This window comes from Streptomyces sp. NBC_00464, assembly GCF_036013915.1.
GTDB lineage: Bacteria > Actinomycetota > Actinomycetes > Streptomycetales > Streptomycetaceae > Streptomyces.
Map to the genome: position 1 here is coordinate 1,098,188 of NZ_CP107899.1, position 18,537 is coordinate 1,116,724.

14 protein-coding genes are annotated in these 18,537 nt (G+C 67.3%); 6 read left to right on the forward strand and 8 right to left on the reverse strand.

Annotated features, from left to right (window positions below):
• Nucleotides 1-121 precede the first annotated feature (121 nt).
• The 7 genes from OG912_RS04735 to ngcE form a co-directional block, all read right to left on the reverse strand.
• A complete protein-coding gene (locus OG912_RS04735; RefSeq protein ID WP_398965676.1) occupies nucleotides 122-1,444 on the reverse strand; it encodes a sugar ABC transporter permease in 1,323 nt (440 codons plus the stop codon).
• On the reverse strand, nucleotides 1,441-2,235 hold the full coding sequence (locus OG912_RS04740) for an ATP-binding cassette domain-containing protein (RefSeq protein WP_326739491.1): 795 nt from the start codon (nucleotides 2,233-2,235) through the stop codon (nucleotides 1,441-1,443). The genes OG912_RS04735 and OG912_RS04740 overlap by 4 nt, the downstream gene beginning before the upstream one ends.
• Before the next feature lie 275 nt (nucleotides 2,236-2,510).
• Nucleotides 2,511-3,608, reverse strand: coding sequence for a substrate-binding domain-containing protein (locus OG912_RS04745; protein WP_326739490.1), 1,098 nt, complete (start codon nucleotides 3,606-3,608; stop codon nucleotides 2,511-2,513).
• Between the two features lie 123 nt (nucleotides 3,609-3,731).
• The gene (locus OG912_RS04750; RefSeq protein ID WP_327708316.1) at nucleotides 3,732-4,931 is read right to left on the reverse strand and encodes an ROK family transcriptional regulator; all 1,200 of its coding nucleotides are present in this window, start codon (nucleotides 4,929-4,931) and stop codon (nucleotides 3,732-3,734) included.
• A gap of 216 nt (nucleotides 4,932-5,147) precedes the next feature.
• On the reverse strand, nucleotides 5,148-6,020 hold the full coding sequence (locus OG912_RS04755) for a carbohydrate ABC transporter permease (protein WP_326740817.1): 873 nt from the start codon (nucleotides 6,018-6,020) through the stop codon (nucleotides 5,148-5,150).
• A 142-nt stretch (nucleotides 6,021-6,162) separates the two neighbouring features.
• Nucleotides 6,163-7,086, reverse strand: a complete 924-nt coding sequence (locus tag OG912_RS04760; protein ID WP_326739488.1) for a carbohydrate ABC transporter permease — start codon at nucleotides 7,084-7,086, stop codon at nucleotides 6,163-6,165.
• Nucleotides 7,087-7,136: 50 nt separating this feature from the next.
• Nucleotides 7,137-8,582 (reverse strand): N-acetylglucosamine/diacetylchitobiose ABC transporter substrate-binding protein, encoded by a 1,446-nt coding sequence (gene ngcE / locus OG912_RS04765; protein WP_326739487.1) that lies wholly within the window; start codon nucleotides 8,580-8,582, stop codon nucleotides 7,137-7,139.
• A 500-nt stretch (nucleotides 8,583-9,082) separates the two neighbouring features.
• Here ngcE and OG912_RS04770 point away from each other — a divergent pair, with 500 nt between their 5' ends.
• From OG912_RS04770 to OG912_RS04780, 3 genes are all read left to right on the forward strand, one after another.
• Nucleotides 9,083-12,928 (forward strand): GH92 family glycosyl hydrolase, encoded by a 3,846-nt coding sequence (locus tag OG912_RS04770; protein WP_327708317.1) that lies wholly within the window; start codon nucleotides 9,083-9,085, stop codon nucleotides 12,926-12,928.
• Between the two features lie 320 nt (nucleotides 12,929-13,248).
• Nucleotides 13,249-15,477, forward strand: a complete 2,229-nt coding sequence (locus OG912_RS04775) for a glycosyl hydrolase family 18 protein (protein WP_327708318.1) — start codon at nucleotides 13,249-13,251, stop codon at nucleotides 15,475-15,477.
• A 227-nt stretch (nucleotides 15,478-15,704) separates the two neighbouring features.
• Nucleotides 15,705-16,079 carry a helix-turn-helix domain-containing protein gene (locus OG912_RS04780; RefSeq protein WP_443061073.1) on the forward strand — a complete coding sequence of 125 codons (375 nt, stop codon included), beginning with the start codon at nucleotides 15,705-15,707 and terminating at the stop codon, nucleotides 16,077-16,079.
• Here OG912_RS04780 and tnpA read toward each other — a convergent pair.
• Entirely contained in the window at nucleotides 16,001-16,429 is a 429-nt protein-coding gene (tnpA, locus tag OG912_RS04785; RefSeq protein ID WP_327708320.1) for an IS200/IS605 family transposase, read from the reverse strand. The genes OG912_RS04780 and tnpA overlap by 79 nt on opposite strands.
• Nucleotides 16,430-16,461: 32 nt before the next feature.
• Here tnpA and OG912_RS04790 point away from each other — a divergent pair, with 32 nt between their 5' ends.
• The 3 genes from OG912_RS04790 to OG912_RS04800 all read left to right on the forward strand — a co-directional run bounded on the left by OG912_RS04790 (nucleotide 16,462) and on the right by OG912_RS04800 (nucleotide 18,528).
• Nucleotides 16,462-17,634: an RNA-guided endonuclease InsQ/TnpB family protein gene (locus OG912_RS04790; RefSeq protein WP_327708321.1), complete on the forward strand. Its 1,173-nt coding sequence runs from the start codon at nucleotides 16,462-16,464 to the stop codon at nucleotides 17,632-17,634.
• 109 nt (nucleotides 17,635-17,743) lie between these two features.
• Nucleotides 17,744-18,184, forward strand: a complete 441-nt coding sequence (locus OG912_RS04795; protein ID WP_327708322.1) for a DUF5753 domain-containing protein — start codon at nucleotides 17,744-17,746, stop codon at nucleotides 18,182-18,184.
• A gap of 134 nt (nucleotides 18,185-18,318) precedes the next feature.
• A complete protein-coding gene (locus tag OG912_RS04800) occupies nucleotides 18,319-18,528 on the forward strand; it encodes a DUF397 domain-containing protein (protein WP_327708323.1) in 210 nt (69 codons plus the stop codon).
• The last annotated feature ends 9 nt before the right edge of the window (nucleotides 18,529-18,537 follow it).

An 18,537-nucleotide genomic window follows, 5' to 3' on the forward strand; every position in this document is an offset into this window, starting at 1 on the left:
ATCGGGCGTGCGTGTGCCGGCCCACCCCTGGCCGCCACGTGACAGTGCCCGGCGCCCTGGAAAGAGGCGTCGGGCACGGTCGGGCGTTGCGTGTCACCGGGCCCCGCCGGGCCCGGTGAGGTTACGCGCGGCCTGCGGTCTTCTGCGTACGGCGGGAGACCGAGTCGATGACCACGGCGGCGAGGAGAACCGCGCCGGTGATCATGTACTGCACGGCGTTGGCCATGCCGATCATGTTCAGGCCCTGCTGGATCGACTGGATGACGATCATGCCCAGGAGCGCGGACCAGACCTTGCCCCGGCCACCGAAGAGGCTGGTGCCACCGATGACGGCGGCCGCGATGACCAGCATCAGGGTGTTGCCGCCGCCGACGCTCTTGGTCGCACCGCCGGAGAGGCTGGCGATGAAGAGGCCGCCGAAGGCGCCCAGCGTGCCCGAGAGCGCGAAGACGGTGATCCGGATGCGGTCGACGCTGATACCGGCGCGGCGCGCGGCCTCCGGGCTGCCGCCGACCGCGAAGACCTGACGGCCGAAGGTCGTACGGCGGGCCACGAAGTCCGCGATGACGAGCACGGCGAGGAAGAGCACCAGGGCCAGCGGGAGACCGCGGGCGCCGGCCGGCTCGTTCAGGACGTACGCGACGACGAAGCACAGGACGGCGACGACACCGGTGCGCAGCACGATCTCGGCGATCGGGCGGGCGGGCAGGCCCGCGCCCTTACGACGCTTGCTGTCCACCAGGAGGGAGGCCGCGTACGCGACGACGGCGACTACGGCGAGCCCGTAGCCGACGCCCTTGTCCTCGAAGAAGTAGTTGGTGAGGTTCTCGACGACACTGCCGGACGGCGTGTTGATCGAGCCCTCGCCACCCATCAGCCAGTCCTGCAGACCGCTCCAGCCGAGGAAGCCGGCCAGGGTGACGACGAAGGCCGGCACCCCGATCTTGGCGAAGAAGAAGCCGTGCAGGGCGCCCAGTGCCGTACCGGCGAGGATGGCGGTGACGATCGCCAGCCACTCGGGCCAGCCGTGGTTGACGTTGAGCACGGCCCAGGTCGCCGCGCCGACGCCCGCGACGGAACCGACCGACAGGTCGATCTCGCCGAGCAGCAGCACGAAGACGATGCCGACCGCCATGATGCCGAGGCCGGAGCTGTAGACGGCGATGTTGGCGACGGAGCTGGCGGAGAGGAAGTTGCTGTTCTGGAGCTGGAAGACGATCGCGATGACGATCAGGCCGACGAAGACCGGCAGCGAGCCGAGCTCTCCGCCGCGCACCTTGCGGGTGAACTCCGACCAGTAGCCCTTGAAGCCCTCCTCACGTATGAGGAGACGCGGGTCCACTGCGGGGATCGGGGCCGCGGACTGCTCGGCCTGGGCCGGCACCGTGGCGGATTTCTCGACCTTCTCGGTGGAAGGCCCGGGGGTCTTGGCGAGGTCGCTCACTTCGCGTCCTCCTTCGTGGCTGTGCGTGCCTTGCGGCGCGTGACGGCATTGTCCGTGGCGCCGGTGATGGCGGCGATGACCTCTTCGTGGGACGTGGACGCTACGTCGAAGACACCGTTGTTGCGGCCCAGACGGAGCACAGCGACCCTGTCGGCGACGGCGTTCACATCGGCCATGTTGTGGCTGATGAGGATGACGCCGTGGCCCCGCTCGCGCAGCCGCTCGACGAGGTCGAGGACCTGGGCGGTCTGCTCGACGCCGAGGGCGGCGGTCGGCTCGTCCAGGATGACGACCTTGGGGTCACCGATCAGGGCGCGCGCGATGGCCACGACCTGGCGCTGACCGCCGGAGAGCGCGGCGACCGGGATACGGACGCTCGGGATCCGGATGGACAGGGTGTCCAGGAGTTCCTTGGCGCGCTTCTCCATCGCGATCTCGTCGAGGACGGAGACGCTGCGGAGTTCGTTGCCGAGGAAGAGGTTGGCGACGACGTCGAGGTTGTCGCAGAGCGCCAAGTCCTGGTAGACGGTGGCGATTCCGAGGTCCTGGGCGTCGTTCGGCCGGTTGATCCGGACCGTCCTGCCCTCCCACTCGATGGCGCCTTCGTCGATCGGGTGAACGCCCGAGATGGTCTTGACGAGGGTTGACTTGCCGGCGCCGTTGTCGCCGACCAGGGCAACGACTTCGCCGGGATGAATCTCCAGGTTCACATCGGTGAGCGCCTGAACGGCGCCGAACCGCTTGGAGATTCCGCGCAACGCCAGCACGGGCGTAGCGGACACGTGAATCATCTCCTTCGCCGCCTGACCGGCGGGGATGGTGCCAGTGCCGTGACCGGCGATGCCTGCCGCGACGGGGCAGCGCTTGCCGGGAGGCACTGGTGTACAGGGGGGTGCCAGGTCGGGTCGTCGGGCCGCCGTCGTCGCCCGGCGGCCGGGGCCTGGGGGCGGCGGCGGTCCGACGGCCTGACCTGGGAAGAAGAGTCCGGCCCCGCCCCCGCTTTGCGGGGCGTTGACGGGGCGGGGGCCGGACTGGCTCAAGGGCCCTGGGGCCCTGTCCGCCGGAGTTACTTGATGCCGGCGGCGTCGCAGGCCGCCTTGAACTCGGCGGTGCAGATGTCGGAGGCCTTGTAGACGCCGTCCGCGATGATCGTGGAGGCGATGTTCTCCTTGGTCACGACCGTGGCGTCGTACAGACGCGACGGGGTGGCCTTGAACTCGCCCGACAGGCTGTCGACCTTGGTGTTGGTCAGCGAGTCGATCTTCTCGCCCTTGAGCAGCTTGACCGCGATCTCGGCGGTGACCTCGGCCTGCGGCTTGATCTGCTTGTAGATCGTGAAGGCCTGCTCGCCCGCGATGATGCGCTGCAGACCGGCGAGCTCGGAGTCCTGGCCGCCGACCGGGACCTTCACACCCTGCTTCTTGAGGGCGGTGATGATGCCGCCGGCCATGCCGTCGTTGGCGGAGTAGACGCCCTGGAAGCCGCTCTTGCCGAGCGAGTCGATGGCGGCACCCATCTTCTTGTTCGCCTCGTCCGGCGACCAGTCCGGGATGTCCTGCTCGTAGACGACCTTCTTGACCTGGGTGTCCAGGACGCTGTGCGCGCCCTTCTTGAAGAAGGGAGCGTTCGGGTCGAGCGGCGAGCCGTTGATCATGACGACATTGCTGTCCTTGGCCTTGTCGCCCAGCGCCTTGACCAGGGCCTCGCCCTGCAGACGGCCGATCTTCTCGTTGTCGTACGAGACGTACGCGGAGATCGGGCCCTCGGCGAGCCGGTCGTACGCGACGACCTTGACGCCCTTCTTGTCGGCCTGCTGGACCCAGGACTTCGCGGCCTTGTAGTCGACCGTGTCCAGCATGATGACCTTGACACCCTGCGTGACCAGGGCGTCGAACTGCTTCTTCTGGGTCTCCGTGTCCCCGCCTGCGTTGTTGTACTTGACTTCGCAGTCGGAGCAGAGGGCCTTGATCTTCGCCTCGATGAGCGGGCGGTCGAAGGTCTCGTAACGCGTGGTCTTGTTCTCCGGCAGCAGCAGACCGATGGTCTTGCTGTCACCACCGCTGCCGCTGTCCTTGTCGTCGCCCGCCTTGCCACAAGCGGCGAGGGAGACGGCCATCGAAACTGCGGCCGTGCCTATGACGATGCGTCGCGTCATTGCGTTCATTGCGGGTGTGCCTCCCTGACGAGGCCGCAACGTTGCGGCCGAGGTGGGTTGGAGTCAACTCGGCCGCAGGCGTGGCGTCAAGGAGTAAATTCTTAACGAGATGACAACGGTGCCATTCGTTATCTAAGTGAAGGCAGGAGTCGCCGCGGGCAGGGTGCTCTCCAAAAGGGTCGAATCCCCCATCTCGTTCAGAACGAGGGCCAGCGCACCCAGCACCTCCGCCCGGCCGCCGAGGGCTCCGGGGAGCACCGAGAGCTGTCGTGCGGCGCTGGGGATGGCGTAGCGCGACACGGAGTCGCGGATGGGCCCGAGGACCAGCTCGCCCGCCTCCGCGAGCGAGCCGCCGAGCACGACCCGGCTCGGGTTGAGCAGATTGCAGAGGTTGGCCACCCCGCTGCCGATGTGCCGCCCCACGTCGCCGATCACCCGGCGGCAGCCCGGGTCCCCCTCGCGGGCCAGCTGCACCACCCGCTCCATGGTGAGATCGGGCCCGTGGCTGGGCTGGAGCAGGGGCAGGACGTACCGCGCGGCCGTGAAGGTCTCCAGGCAGCCGCGGTTGCCGCAGCGGCAGACGGGGCCCGATTCGTCGAGGGTGATGTGGCCGATCTCGCCGGCCGTGCCGCCGGGGCCCCGGTAGATGTGCCCGTCGATCACCAGACCGGCGCCGACACCGCTCGCGACCTTGATGTACGCGAGGTCGCGGACCCCCCGGCCGCTCCCCCACACCAGCTCGCCCAACGCCCCGAGGTTGGCGTCGTTGTCGACGTACACCGGCACACCGAGGCGTCCGGCGAGCTCCTCGCTGGGGTTGATGCCCGTCCAGCCCGGCAGGATCGACGTGGAGCCCAGCGTGCCGGACTCGACGTCGATCGGGCCGGGAACACCGAGGCCCACCCCGATGACCTTGCCCGGGCTGATCCCGGTGGTCTCGATCAACCGGTTGACCAGCTGCTCCGCCCGTCCGAAGCCCTCCGCCGACGAGGCGTCCACGTCCAGTGGCTCGGACTCCTCGGCGAGCACCTGGTGGGCCAGGTTGCCGACCGCCACGCGCAGGTGTGTATGCCCGAAATCGACGCCGATGACGATGCCCGCGTCCCCGCTGAGCGAGACGCTGCGGGCCCGGCGGCCGCCGGCCGAGGTGGGGGTCACCTCGACGGTGCCGCCCTCCTTCAGTTCACGAACGATATTGGAGACGGTGGCCGCGGAGAGGCCCGTGCTCCTTGCGATCTCCGCCTGGGTGAGCGAGCCCGCCATACGTACGGCGCGCACGACCCGCTCAAGGTTGGCGCGATGCAGAGATGTCTGCGACCCCGGAGTCTCCATCGACTCTCTCACTCCTGCCATATTCTCCAACATGTGAACCCTAAGCTGAGCGTTTTGGGGTACTCCCCGTCAAGACCTTGAGCAGTCGAAGCCTCGGATGAGCACCGAACCCTCGCCCGGCACGCTGCGCGAACTCCCCCGTACACAGACGAACCGCCCGCCGGCAGAGCTGCCGGCGGGCGGTTCGGTGGTTCCGTGGAGAAAGCGCTTGGGCTATTACTTCACCGCTCCCGCGGTCAGACCGGCCACGACCTGACGCTGGAAGACGATGTAGGCCGCGAGGACCGGAAGCATCGCCATCACCAGACCGGCGAAGAGACCGGACCAGTCGCCCTTGTAGCCCTGGCTGTTGGCCAGTTCGACCAGGCCCTGGGAGAGCACCCGGTGGTCGGGGTCGCTGTTCAGCACCGTGGGCAGCATGTACTGGTTCCACTGCCCGAGGAAGTTGAAGATGCCGACGCTGATCAGGCCCGGCTTCGCCATCGGCAGCATCACCTGGAAGAACGTCCGGGTGTGCGAGGCCCCGTCGAGCATCGCCGCCTCCGCCACGGAGCCTGGCAGCGTCCGGAAGAAGGAGGTGAGGAAGAAGACGGTGAACGGCAGCGAGTAGGCGATATAGACCAGGATCAGTCCGTGCGTCGTGTTCAGGAGCCCCATGTTGTTCATCACGAAGAACAGCGGGACCAGCGCCAGGATGATCGGGAAGCTCATCCCGCCGATGAACAGGTAGTACACGAAACGGTTGCCCGGGAAGTCGAACCGCGCCAGTACGTACGCCGCCATCGAGCCGAGCAGCAGCGTGCCGATGAGCGAACCGCCCACCACCACGACTGTGTTCAAGAAGTATTCGCTCATGTGCGCCTGACCCCAGGCGCGCGACCAGTTCTCGAAGTGGAGCTTGTCCGGCAGCGCCCAGGGCGTCGACAGGATCGCGTCGTCGGTCTTGAACGAGGTCATGATCGCCCAGAGCAGCGGCAGGACCACCAGGACCGCCCAGATGATCAGCACACCGTGCGAGAAGACATTGAGGACCTTGCCCTCGCTGCTCTTCTCCTTGCCGCCCTCACCCTGTGCGGACGACTTGGACACGGGGGCCGGTTCCGTCACCGTGACCACGGGAGGGGTTTCAGTGGCCTTCACGTGTGCTCACCTCGTACTGTCGAGCCGGCCGCCGGGACCGGGCTGTCTTGCCTGCTGGGGATCCGGGCAACTCGTCCCGGGAAGCACAGCATCAGAACTCCAGCCGCTCACGCCGGCCAAGACGCATCACGATGGCGGCGAACACCATGGTGACGACGAGCAGCCCCACACCGATCGTGGTCGCGTATCCGGCCTGACCGTCACGGAACGCCGTCTGGTAGACGTACAACGGCAGGACCGAGGTCGCGTAGTCGGGACCACCGGGGCCGACCGTCATGACCTGTACGGCCGTGAACGCCTCGACGCCGAGCGCCAGGATGCCCATGTAGACCCACCCGGACTGCACGGTGTCCCAGAGCAGCGGCAGGGTGATCTTGAAGAACGTCGTGACGCGGCTGGCCCCGTCCAGGAGCGCCGCCTCGTAGAAGTCCTTCGGGATGGACGCCATTCCGGCGGAGAAGAGGACGACGAAGAATCCGACCGTCGACCAGACCAGAACCACCATGACGCAGATGAGCGCCAGATTCGGGTCGCCCAGCCAGTCCGGCTGGATGGAGTCGAGTCCGACTCCCTTGAGCGCCGAATTCAGCATTCCACTGCGCGGGTTGTACGCGAACTGGAACAGCAGGGCGACGATGACGATCGAGAGCACCTGCGGGAAGAAATAGGCGATCTTGTAGAACCCCGAGCCCCGCACGCCGGAGACCGCGGCGTTCTTGCGCCGCCGGCCTCCGACATTGAGCATGAAGGCGAAGAAGAGCGCGAGGCCCAGCGTCACCAACGGCAGCAGCAGCACGAGCAGCACGCTGTGCTGCAGCGACTTCCAGAAAATGTCGTCCTTGAGCATCCTCGTGTAGTTGTCGAGGCCGACCATCTTGAAGTCCGGGCTCAGGCCGGTCCAGTCCGTGAACGAGTAGTAGATGGACTGGATGAACGGCCAGATGACGAAGACCGCATACAACGCCAGTGGGGCTACCAAGAACCCCACAATGAACCGGTACTTGCCGTGCTGCATCGTTTACCGACCCCGATCTTTCCGCGGGTGCCGCCGCTGGTGACGGTTACTCACTGGTGCTTGTACTTCTTGACGGAAGAGTCCTTGGCCGCGGCGTCCGCGTAGCCCTGGATCTTCTTGATGGCCTCGGCGGGCGTCAGACGCCCGGCCATCATCTCGCCGATGCCGGCGGTGCCGATCTGCTCCTTCTGGAGCTTCGCGTACCAGTCCTGCAGGCGCGGGTTGACCACGTTGTCGCCGGCCTTCTTCAGCGCGTCGACACCGGCCTGCATGGCCGTGGTCAGGGTCAGACCGTCGGTGCCGCCGTTGAAGGCGCTCAGGGACTTGACCTGCTTGGTGAAGTTCTTCGAGGACTCCTCGGAGAGCATGATGCGCAGCTGCTCCATGCCGCCCTGCGGGTTCTTCGCCTTGGCCGGGACGATGAAGGGCTCGCCGCCGGACGCCCAGATGGTGCCGAAGGGCAGCTTGTCGGACGAGTCCAGGCTGGACGGGGCAGCGACCATCATCTTGAAGTCCTTGGGCGTGGTCGGCGCCGCCTCGTTCTCCACCCACGAACCGTTCGGGATGAAGAGCGCCTTGCCCTTGGTCCACTCGGTCTGCGACTGGATGTGGGTCAGGCCCGGGGTGCCCTTGAGGATGTAGCCCTTCTTGTACAGCTCGTAGTACGCCTCGAACGCCGCCTTGACCGCGGGGTCCTTCCAGGCGTTCGGCTCCAGGTTGTCGATCTTGTCGAGAACCTCCCGGCCGCCGATCTTGGCGATGAACGGGTAGAGCGAGAACGGCAGGTAGTACGGGTACTTGCCCGGGTACGTCCAGCCGGCGACGCCCTTCTTCTTCGCCTTCTCGCACAGGGCGAGCATGGCGTCCCAGTCCTCGGGGTACTCGGCGTCCAGGTTGTCCAGCGCGGTCTGCGAGTACCAGACGCCGTACACGGTGTACGCGTAGTACATGACCCACACCGGGTCGCCGTCGAACTGACCCATCTCCAGGACACCCGGGCGCAGGGTGTCGCGGACCTTCTTGCTCGGGTCGTCGATGGACGGGGCGTCCATCAGCGCCGTCAGGTCCATCAGCTGCTTCTTGTCGACGAGGACACCCATGTCCATCTGCTCGGCGCCCGAGTTGTCGATCAGGTCCGGCGGGGTGCCACCGTTGAAGCGCGGCTGCAGCTGCGACTGGATCTTCTGGGTAGCGGTGTGCTTGACCTTGGCCTTCGGGAAGGCCGCGGTGTACTTCTTCTCGGCGTCGATCGCGTACTGCTGGCCGAAGCCGCCGTCGAAGATGACCACGTCGAGCGCGGCCGTCTCGTTGACGCCCAGCGGGTTCTTCGCGCTGGTCTTGCCCTTCTCGACCTGCTTGTCGCCGCCGTCGTCGCTGCTCGCGCAGGCAGACAGGAAGCTCATCGTCGGGATGGTGATCAGACCGAGTGCGGCAGAACGCTTGATCACATCGCGACGGCCAAGGCCCTCATTCTTGTGGCCCGAGGTGGATCCCATGCTCAAGTCCTCGCCTTCTCCAGGACTCAGGCGGTGTGTACCGGTCGCCCGTCGATATTCGCCTCAGGCGAAGGGCCCCGCCACCGCGGTCAGTTGCGCTTGGGTGGTACTGATTTCTGGCTGGCTCAATGCAGTGGGGGGCACGAGGAGACCGGACGTCGGACGCACCTACGGCGTCCTGTTGTCCTGCCCCCGTGTCTCCCCTGACCGCACAGTTGGAAAGAAGCTGTGCAGACGCCGACAGGTATAGTCCACTTGTCGCCAACTGAGCAAGATCGAATGCAGGTTTGGACGGCAGTCTTTCCCGAGTTGAGACCTCGCGGATACCTCGGCACCGCACGGCCTCCTTCGGATGTAACGATTTCCGCATTCCGGTCGATTCGAACAGCGACTCTGATCCAACACCCTTGACACCAACCGCCCCTTCACTCCCTACTGGTTCCTGCGCTCACCCCTGACAACGTTGTCCAAGCGCACTTCCTCGGGAGGAATGGCTCGGCATGCAGCCCCGACACGGTTCTCGCAAGAGACAAAGCAGCACGGCCGCGCTGATAGCGGCCTCACTCGTCCTGCTCGTGACAGCCCCCACCGCGGCCGCGGCCACCTCGGCCGGTGCGGGCGCGAAGGACCAAAAGCCCACCGGTGACCGGACTTTCAGCTCGTCCTTCGAGGCGGACGAAAAGCAGCCGGACTGGCGCAATACCGTTGAAGAAGGCCCCGACGGCAAGAAGCGGGCATCCGGTATCGACGGCGGCTTCTCCGCCGGAATACCGGGCAATGTGACCGACAAGGTCACAGATGTCCGCGCCAGCGACGAGAACACCGGTGGCGGCGAGGTGAAGGAAAACCTCGTCGACGGCGAATCCGGTACGAAGTGGCTTTCGTTCGAGCCCACCGCCTGGGCCGAGTTCGATCTCGTCGAGCCCGTCAAGGTCGTGACGTACGCCCTGACTTCCGCCGACGACCACGACGAGCGGGACCCGAAGGACTGGACCCTTCAGGGCTCCGAGGACGGCAAGACCTGGACGGACCTGGACACCCGGACCGGCCAGACCTTCAGCGAGCGCTTCCAGACCAAGGCGTACGACTTCACGGCGGACAAGGCCTACCAGCACTTCCGCCTGAACATCACGAAGAACAACGGCGCCGACGACGCGACCCAGCTCGCCGACGTCCAGTTCTCCGACGGTGACACCTCCGCCCCCGCCCCCGACGACATGCGCAGCCAGATCGACCGCGGCCCGTCGGGCTCCCCCACCGCCAAGGCCGGCGCGGGCTTCACCGGAAAGAAGGCGCTGCGGTACGCGGGCACGCACAAGGCGGACGGTCGCGCGTACTCGTACAACAAGGTCTTCGACGTCAACACGGCCGTCACCCGGGACACCGAACTTTCCTACCTGGTATACCCCCAGATGGGTGAAACGGACCTGTCCTACCCGGCCACGCACGTCGCGGTGGACCTCGCCTTCACGGACGGCACCTACCTCAGCGATCTGCGCGCCACCGACAGCAACGGCGGCCTGCTGACCCCCGAGGGCCAGGCCGACGCCAAGCGGCTGTACGTCAACCAGTGGAACAAGGTCGACGCGCGGATCGGCACGGTCGCGGCCGGCAAGACCGTCGACCGGATCCTGGTCGCGTACGACTCCCCCAAGGGGCCCTCGAAGTTCCAGGGCTGGATCGACGACGTCAAGATCGCCCCCGAGGCGCCCGAGAAGCGCAAGAAGCACCTCTCGGACTACGCCTCGACCGTCCGCGGCACCAACTCCAGCGGCGGCTTCTCCCGGGGCAACAACTTCCCCGCCACCGCGGTCCCGAACGGCTTCAACTTCTGGACCCCGGTCACCAACGCCGGATCGACCAGCTGGCTGTACGACTACGCGCGCGGCAACAACGACGACAACCTGCCCACCCTGCAGGCCTTCAGCGCCAGTCATGAGCCGAGCCCCTGGATGGGCGACCGGCAGACCTTCCAGCTGATGCCGTCGGCGGCCTCCGGCACCCCGGACGCCTCGCGCACGGCGCGCGCACTGCCGTTCAAGCACGAGAACGAGACGGCGCGGCCCCACTACTACGGGGTGACGTTCGAGAACGGTCTCAAGGCCGAGATGACGCCGACCGACCACGCGGCGCGGATGCGGTTCACCTACCCCGGTGACGACGCGAGCATGGTCTTCGACAACGTCTCCAACGACGGCGGGCTGACCCTCGACCCGAAGACGAGCTCCTTCACCGGCTTCTCCGACGTGAAGAGCGGCGGCTCGACCGGCGCCACCCGGCTCTTCGTGTACGGCGTCTTCGACGCACCCGTCACCGGAAGCGGCAAGCTCTCCGGCGGCGGCGGTGACGACGTCACGGGCTACCTGCGCTTCGACGCGGGCAAGGACCGCACCGTCAACCTGCGGCTCGCCACCTCACTGATCAGCATCGACCAGGCGAAGCAGAACCTGGCCGCCGAGATCCCCGCCTCGCGCTCCTTCGGCCGGGTCGAGGACAAGGCGCAGGACGCCTGGGACGACCTGCTGGGCAAGATCGAGGTCGAGGGCGCGTCCGCCGACCAGCTGACCACGCTGTACTCCAGCATGTACCGGCTCTACCTCTACCCGAACTCGGGCTTCGAGAAGGTCGGGGAGAAGGACAAGTACGCATCGCCGTTCTCGCCGCAGGTCGGCTCGGACACCCCGACGCACACCGGCGCGAAGATCGTCGACGGCAAGGTGTACGTCAACAACGGCTTCTGGGACACCTACCGGACGACGTGGCCGGCGTACTCCTTCCTCACGCCGAAGAAGGCCGGCGAGATGGTCGACGGCTTCGTCCAGCAGTACAAGGACGGCGGCTGGATCTCCCGCTGGTCCTCACCCGGCTACTCGGACCTGATGACGGGCACCTCCTCGGACGTCGCGTTCGCGGACGCGTACGTCAAGGGCGTGAAGTTCGACGCGGAGGCGGCGTACGACGCGGCCGTGAAGAACGCCACGGTCGTCCCGCCGTCCTCGGGTGTCGGCCGCAAGGGCATGGAGACCTCCCCGTTCGTCGGCTACGCGAACACCGACACGCACGAGGGCATGTCCTGGTCGATGGAGGGTTACGTCAACGACTACGGCATCGCGCAGATGGGCCAGGCGCTCTACAAGAAGACGCACAAGCAGCGCTACAAGGACGAGTCCGAGTACTTCCTGAACCGGGCCCGCAACTACGTCGAGCTGTTCGACGACAAGGCGGGCTTCTTCCAGGGCAAGGACGCCAAGGGCGACTGGCGGCTCCCGTCCGACCAGTACGACCCCCGCGTCTGGGGCTACGACTACACGGAGACCAACGGCTGGGGCTACGCCTTCACCGCTCCGCAGGACAGCAAGGGCCTCGCCAACCTGTACGGCGGCCGGGACGGTCTGGCCAAGAAGCTGGACACGTACTTCTCCACCCCCGAGACGGCGGGCCCGGAGTTCGTCGGTTCGTACGGCGGCGTCATCCACGAGATGACGGAGGCCCGTGACGTACGGATGGGCCAGTACGGCCACAGCAACCAGGTCGCGCACCACGTCACGTACATGTACGACGCGGCCTCGCAGCCGTTCAAGACGCAGGAGAAGGTCCGCGAGGTCCTCGGCCGTCTGTACACGGGCAGCGAGATCGGCCAGGGGTACCACGGCGACGAGGACAACGGCGAGCAGTCGGCCTGGTTCCTCTTCTCCTCCCTCGGCTTCTACCCGCTGGTCATGGGCAGTGGCGAGTACGCGATCGGCTCCCCGCTGTTCACCAAGACCACGGTGCACCTGGAGAACGGCCACGACCTGGTCGTCAAGGCGCCGAAGAACAGCGCGAAGAACATCTACGTGCAGGGCCTGAAGGTCAACGGCAAGAAGTGGACCTCCACCTCGCTGCCGCACGACCTGCTGGCCAAGGGCGGGGTGCTGGAGTTCGACATGGGCTCCGAGCCGTCCGCCTGGGGCACCGGCAAGGACGCCGCCCCGGTCTCGATCACCAAGGACGACAAGGTGCCGACGCCGAAGAAGGACGTACTGAAGGGCGAGGGCGCCCTGTTCGACAACACCTCGGCCACCACGGCCACCGCCTCCACGGTGGAGCTGCCGGTCCCCTCGGCGACGAACGCGGTCCAGTACACGCTGACGTCGGGCGACGCGGCCAAGGCCCCGGCGGGGTGGGTGCTGCAGGGCTCGTCCGACGGCACGACCTGGAAGGACCTCGACAAGCGGTCCGGCCAGTCGTTCGCCTGGGACAAGCAGACGAGGGCCTTCACGGTGACCGCCCCCGCCTCGTACGCCCACTACCGGCTGGTGCTCAGCGGTGAGGCGACGCTCGCGGAGGTGGAGCTGATCTCCTGACCGGCTGAGCCGTACGTCCGGTCCCGTCGGGGGCGGGCCGCCCGCACACGCGGGCGGTTCCGCCCCCGACGGCGTGTTGCCCAGGCCGTCGATCCCGAAATTGGTCTACACCAAGTTTTCCCCAAATCGGTGCGCGCCCTTGACCCGGCGCATTGGTCCAGTCCAATCTCGCGAATGTACCACCACGTGGCATGAACACTTAAAGCGCTCCCGAGATCCGGCCCGCCGCTCGGAGACGTCGCGGCGCCGTCCCGGCGACCGCGACGTCACGCGGGGAGATATCGGGCGCACCGGCTCCCCGCACCCACGGAGGTAGAACCATGCCCGCAAGCCCGGTCGACTCAGGGACCGCGAAGGTCCGCGGTCCGGCAGCACGAGCAAGACGCAACGGAGCCCTGGCCGTTGCCGCCGTACTCGTCGCCTCGGGGGCGGCTCTCGCGGCCGTCCCGGGTCACGCCTCCGCCGCGGACTCGGAACTGCTCACCAACGCCGGATTCGAGGCCGGCTCCCTGAACGGGTGGACCTGTACGACCGGTTCGACGGTCTCCACCGCCGCGCACAGCGGCACGGGCGCGCTGGCCGGCACCGCCACCGCGTCCGACACCGGACAGTGCAGCCAGACCGTGGCCGTACAGCCGAACACGTCCTACACCCTGGCCGGCTGGGTCCAGGGCTCGTACGTCTACCTGGGCGCCACCGGCACCGGGGTCAACGCCACCACCTGGGCGGCCTCCGCCCCTTCGTGGCAGCAGCTGTCCACGACGTTCAGGACCGGCGCGAACACGACGTCGGTGACCGTCTTCACCCACGGCTGGTACGGGCAGGGCACGTACCGCGCGGACGACCTCAGCCTGACCGGCCCCACCGGCGGCCCCACGACACCCCCAACCACGCCGCCCACCACCCCTCCGACCACGCCCCCGAACGGGCCCGCGGGTGACGGCAAGGTCAGCACTCCCACCGGGTTCGCGTCGGCCGAGGTCACCGGCAACGCGGCCGTGCTGAAGTGGAACCCGTCCACGGTCACTTCGCAGGACGGCAGCGTGGCGTCGTACAAGGTATGGGCGCAGGGACAGCTCGTGGCCACCTCCATGGGGACCACCGTCGCGGTGAGTTCGCTACTGCCGAACCACGCCTACACCTTCACCGTGCAGGGATACAGCGGCACTCACGCCTCGGCCCAGTCCGAGCCGCTCACCGTGACCACCGGGGCGGCGCCCGCGAAGAAGCCTTACTCCTCCGCCTACTTCGACCAGTGGGGCATCTACGAGAACGCCTACTACCCGAAGCAGATCGGAACCAGCGGCGCCGCGGCCGGACTCGACGTGGTCACCTACGCGTTCGAGAACGTCCACCCCACGACGCACAAGTGCTTCGAGGCGATCAAGGCCTCCGACGCCGGCAACGAGGACAACCCGAACGCGGGCGACGGCGCCGGTGACGCGTACGCCGACTACCAGGCGGATGTCTCCGCCGCGGACAGTGTGGACGGCACCGCCGATGTCTACGAGCAGCCACTGAAGGGCAACTTCAACCAGCTGCGCGCCCTGAAGGCGAAGTACCCGAACCTGCGGCTGACCGTGTCGCTGGGCGGCTGGACCTACTCCAAGTACTTCTCCGACGCCGCGGCCACCCCCGCGTCCCGCGCGGCGTACGTCTCCTCCTGCATCGACATGTTCATGAAGGGGAACCTTCCGAAGAACATCTCGGGCGACCCGTCCGGCGGCATCGCGTCGGCCGCAGGGATCTTCGACGGCATCGACATCGACTGGGAGTACCCGGGATCGGCCGGAGGCCACACCGGAAACCACTACTCCCCCGCGGACAAGGCCAACTTCACCCTGCTGCTCAAGGAGTTCCGCACCCAGCTCGACGCGTACGGTGCCACCCTCGGCAAGCGGTTCCTGCTCACCGCCGCCCTCCCCAGCGGCCAGGACAAGATCGCGTTCCTGGAGACCGACAAGATCGGCGACTACCTGGACTACGCCGACGTGATGACCTACGACATGCACGGCGCCTGGGACGCCACCGGGCCCACCAACCACCAGGACCCGCTGCACGACAGCCCCGGCGACCCGACCACCCCGGTAGAGCCCGGCACCGCCAAGTACAACCTGGACACGGCCGTCACCGCCTACACCGACGGGCTCCCGGAGTACGGCATCGCCGGCGGCTTCCCCGCCTCCAAGCTGGTGCTCGGCGCCCCCTTCTACTGGCGCGGCTGGACCGGCGTGCCGGCCGGCCCCGACTACGGGCTCTACCAGAGCGCCACCGGCCCCACCGCCGCCAAGCCGCTGAGCCAGGAATCCGGGCTCGCGGCCTGGAAGGAACTCCAGCCCACCGCGGCCCAGACCCACTGGGACCCGGTCACCGAGAGCTCCTGGATCTACGACGGAACCAACTTCTGGACCGGTGACACACCCCAGGCCATCAAGGCACGCGCCGCCTACGCCAAGAGCAAGGGGCTGGCCGGGATGTTCGCCTTCTCCCTGGAGAACGACGACGCGTCGGGCACGCTGCTCAACGCGATGACCGACAGCCTCGGCTGAGGTCCGCCCACCCTGAGGCCGTGGGCCGCCCGGTGATCCCGGGCAGCCCACGGCCGCTGCCGCTTTCTGTCCGTCACCCGTGGGGGTGGGTCCGCGCCGTTCGAGGGCGGGGCAGGCCGGGCCGTCGCTACATTCTGCTCATGCCTCAGCCGAAGGATCTGGACCCGTACACCAATCCCCGCGCCTTCTACGGCGCCGAGTTGCGCCGACTGCGCGAGGCGGCCGGTATGTCGCAGAGCGAGTTGGGCTCCCGGGCGTTCTGTTCCGGTACGTACATCGGGCTGTTCGAAGCGGGGGAACGGCGGCCCCAGCTGGAACTGTCGCGCACGCTGGACGAGTTGCTGGGGAGCGGTGAGCATCTTCAGCGGATTCTTGCGAGGAACCCCGGGTGTTCACGCCCGGGAGGAATCGCATCCCGTGGTTGCGACGCGGAGCGTCGCGGTGTCGTGACCGGCGGAGTCGGTGAAATCGAGTCGGCGCGGAGCGTCGGGACGGCCGGTCCGGCGGAGCCGGACGTGAAGGCTCAGCCGGGGCGCTTCTGGTTCTCGATGTACTCCTTGATCACTTTGAGTGGAGCCCCACCGGCGGAAGCGGCGAAGTAGGACGGGGACCAGAAGTGGTCGCCCCATAGGTAGCGGCGGATGTGGGCGGGGAACTCCTGGCGCAGTCGGCGGGCGGAGACGCCCTTGAGGGAGCCGACCAGCCGGGACAGTGCGATCTTGGGGGGATAGTGGACCAGGAGATGGACGTGGTCGGTTTCGCCGTTGAACTCGGTCAGCTCAGCGCCGAAGTCGGTGCAGACGTCCCGCATGATCTCCTCGCATCGGACGAGGATCTCGTCGGTGAAGGGGCCGCGTCGGTACTTCGGGGTGAAGACCAAGTGCGCGTGGAGGGTGGAGACAACTGTTCTACCCCTCCTCAGATCGGGGTTTGGTTCCCATCGAGGTGACATGGACTGATTGTAGGAGTGCTAGCCTCGCCGTCATGAAGCTGGTGGTGCGGGTCAAACTCCTACCGACGCCCGTACAGGCGGCGGCACTTGAGGAAACCCTGCACGTCTGCAACGAGGCTGCTTCCTGGGCCGCGCAGGTCGCCTTCGAGGAGGGCGTGCACCGCCCCCTGGGCCTGCGCAAGCACACCTACACCGAGATCAGACAACGCTGGGGACTGGGGGCGCAGGCGGCCCAGCACGCGATCAAGAAGACCTGTGACGCCTACACCACCTTGAAGGCCAACCTCCGAGGCGGCCGGTACGGCCGGCCCGGCACCAAGCGCCACACCCGCGTCTCGGGCAAGCCGGTCACGTTCCGCAAGAACGCGGCCCAGCCTTACGACGACCGCATGCTGTCCTGGCAGCACCAGGCCCGCACGGTCTCCATCTGGACCACGGCGGGCCGGTTGAAGGGCATGGCGTTCACCGGGCAGGCAGAGCAGCTGGCCGTGCTGGCCGGACACCGCCACGGCGAGTCCGACCTGGTCCGCCAGGGCGGGAAGTGGTTCCTGATCGCGACCTGCGAGATCCCCGAGAAGACCCTCAACGCTCACCCGGTGGGCTTCGTCGGGGTCGACCTGGGGATCGTGAACATCGCCGCCACCTCCGACGGCGAGCGCCACTCCGGGCGCCGGATCAACCGCAAGCGTACGAGCGACCGGGCGCTGCGCTCCAAGCTCCAGAAGAAGGGCACGAAGTCCGCGAAGCGGCGGGCGAAGAAGTACGCGGGCAAGGAAGCCCGCCGCAACAAGGACATCAACCACAAGATTTCGAAGCGGATCGTGGCGGAGGCTGAACGCACCGGTCGTGGGATCGCCCTGGAAGAACTGACGGGTATCCGCGAGCGGGCACGGCTGAGAAAGCCCCAACGCACCACGCTCCACTCCTGGCCCTTCGCCCAGCTCGGCTCGTTCATCGCCTACAAGGCCAAGAAGGCCGGAGTACCGGTGATCTACATCGACCCGGCGTACACCAGCCAGGAATGCTCCCAGTGCCACCACACCGCACGCACCAACCGGCCTACCCAGGCCCGCTTCGCGTGCAAGGCCTGCGGCTTCGTCGAGCACGCGGACCACAACTCGTCCCACAACATCACCCGAAGAGGGTGGATGGCATGGGTCTGCGGGGCCCAGTCAACGGCCCCAGCCCTCACACTCATCGCGTGAGAGCCGGACGCAGCCGGGACCCACCACAGCCAGTGATGACCCGAGCAGCAAGCCCCGGACTTCAGTCCGGGTAGTTGACCGGCTGTGCCTTCTGGCACGGACGTCGAAGGTGGCGGGGTACTTCGCGGATGCGGCTGAGCTCCAGCTCCAGGCCTCTTCCATCGGAAGCTATGCCTCGATGCTTGTACTCGGCCTGTTGCAGACCGAGTCGTATGCGCGGGCGCTCACCCGCGCGTCACACCCGTTCGCCGCTCAGGACGTCATCGAGGGTCATGTGCGGACACGCATGGAACGCACAAGCCTTCTCGACTCACCCACCGCGCCGGTGCTTTGGTTGGTCATTCACGAAGCAGCTCTGCTTCTGCCGGTAGGGGGGAACGCCGTGATGGCCGAGCAGCTCGCCCACCTCGCCGAGCGAACGGCCTCCCGCCCGCGCATCGTCACGCAGGTGCTCCCGTTCTCCGCCGGAGCGCACCCCTTCCTGCACGCGTCAATGACGCTGATTCAGTTCACCGAGGCGCCCGCAGTCGTGTATACGGAGGGCGCCTAGAGCGGCCAACTCGTCGAAGAACCGCTGCTGGTGGAGCAGTACAGCACCGCATACGATCTGGCCAGGGCTGCCGCGCTGTCGCCGGAGGCGTCCCTTGACCGGATCGCCTCGGCGGCAAAGGAGTTCGCGACGCCATGAGCACCACACCTGACCTGACCACCGCTGCCTGGCGCACGTCGTCGTACAGCAATGGCGACGGCGGCGACTGCGTCGAGATCGCCGACAACCTCCCCGGCATCGTCCCCGTACGCGACAGCAAGACCGGCCCCGAGGGGCCGGCGATCACCTTCGCGACGAGCCGCTGGGCGCCCTTTGTCGCGGCCCTCGCCAATGGCTCGCTCTGACGGGAACTC

Excerpts from the sequence above, each read along its gene's own strand:
- OG912_RS04740 (WP_326739491.1), bottom strand. The coding sequence starts at position 2,235 with ATGATTCACGTGTCCGCTACGCCCGTGCTGGCGTTGCGCGGAATCTCC.
- OG912_RS04745 (WP_326739490.1), bottom strand. The coding sequence starts at position 3,608 with ATGAACGCAATGACGCGACGCATCGTCATAGGCACGGCCGCAGTTTCG.
- OG912_RS04750 (WP_327708316.1), bottom strand. The coding sequence starts at position 4,931 with ATGGAGACTCCGGGGTCGCAGACATCTCTGCATCGCGCCAACCTTGAG.
- OG912_RS04760 (WP_326739488.1), bottom strand. The coding sequence starts at position 7,086 with ATGCAGCACGGCAAGTACCGGTTCATTGTGGGGTTCTTGGTAGCCCCA.
- ngcE (WP_326739487.1), bottom strand. The coding sequence starts at position 8,582 with ATGGGATCCACCTCGGGCCACAAGAATGAGGGCCTTGGCCGTCGCGAT.
- OG912_RS04770 (WP_327708317.1), top strand. The coding sequence starts at position 9,083 with ATGCAGCCCCGACACGGTTCTCGCAAGAGACAAAGCAGCACGGCCGCG.
- OG912_RS04775 (WP_327708318.1), top strand. The coding sequence starts at position 13,249 with ATGCCCGCAAGCCCGGTCGACTCAGGGACCGCGAAGGTCCGCGGTCCG.
- OG912_RS04780 (WP_443061073.1), top strand. The coding sequence starts at position 15,705 with ATGTCGCAGAGCGAGTTGGGCTCCCGGGCGTTCTGTTCCGGTACGTAC.
- tnpA (WP_327708320.1), bottom strand. The coding sequence starts at position 16,429 with ATGTCACCTCGATGGGAACCAAACCCCGATCTGAGGAGGGGTAGAACA.
- OG912_RS04790 (WP_327708321.1), top strand. The coding sequence starts at position 16,462 with ATGAAGCTGGTGGTGCGGGTCAAACTCCTACCGACGCCCGTACAGGCG.
- OG912_RS04800 (WP_327708323.1), top strand. The coding sequence starts at position 18,319 with ATGAGCACCACACCTGACCTGACCACCGCTGCCTGGCGCACGTCGTCG.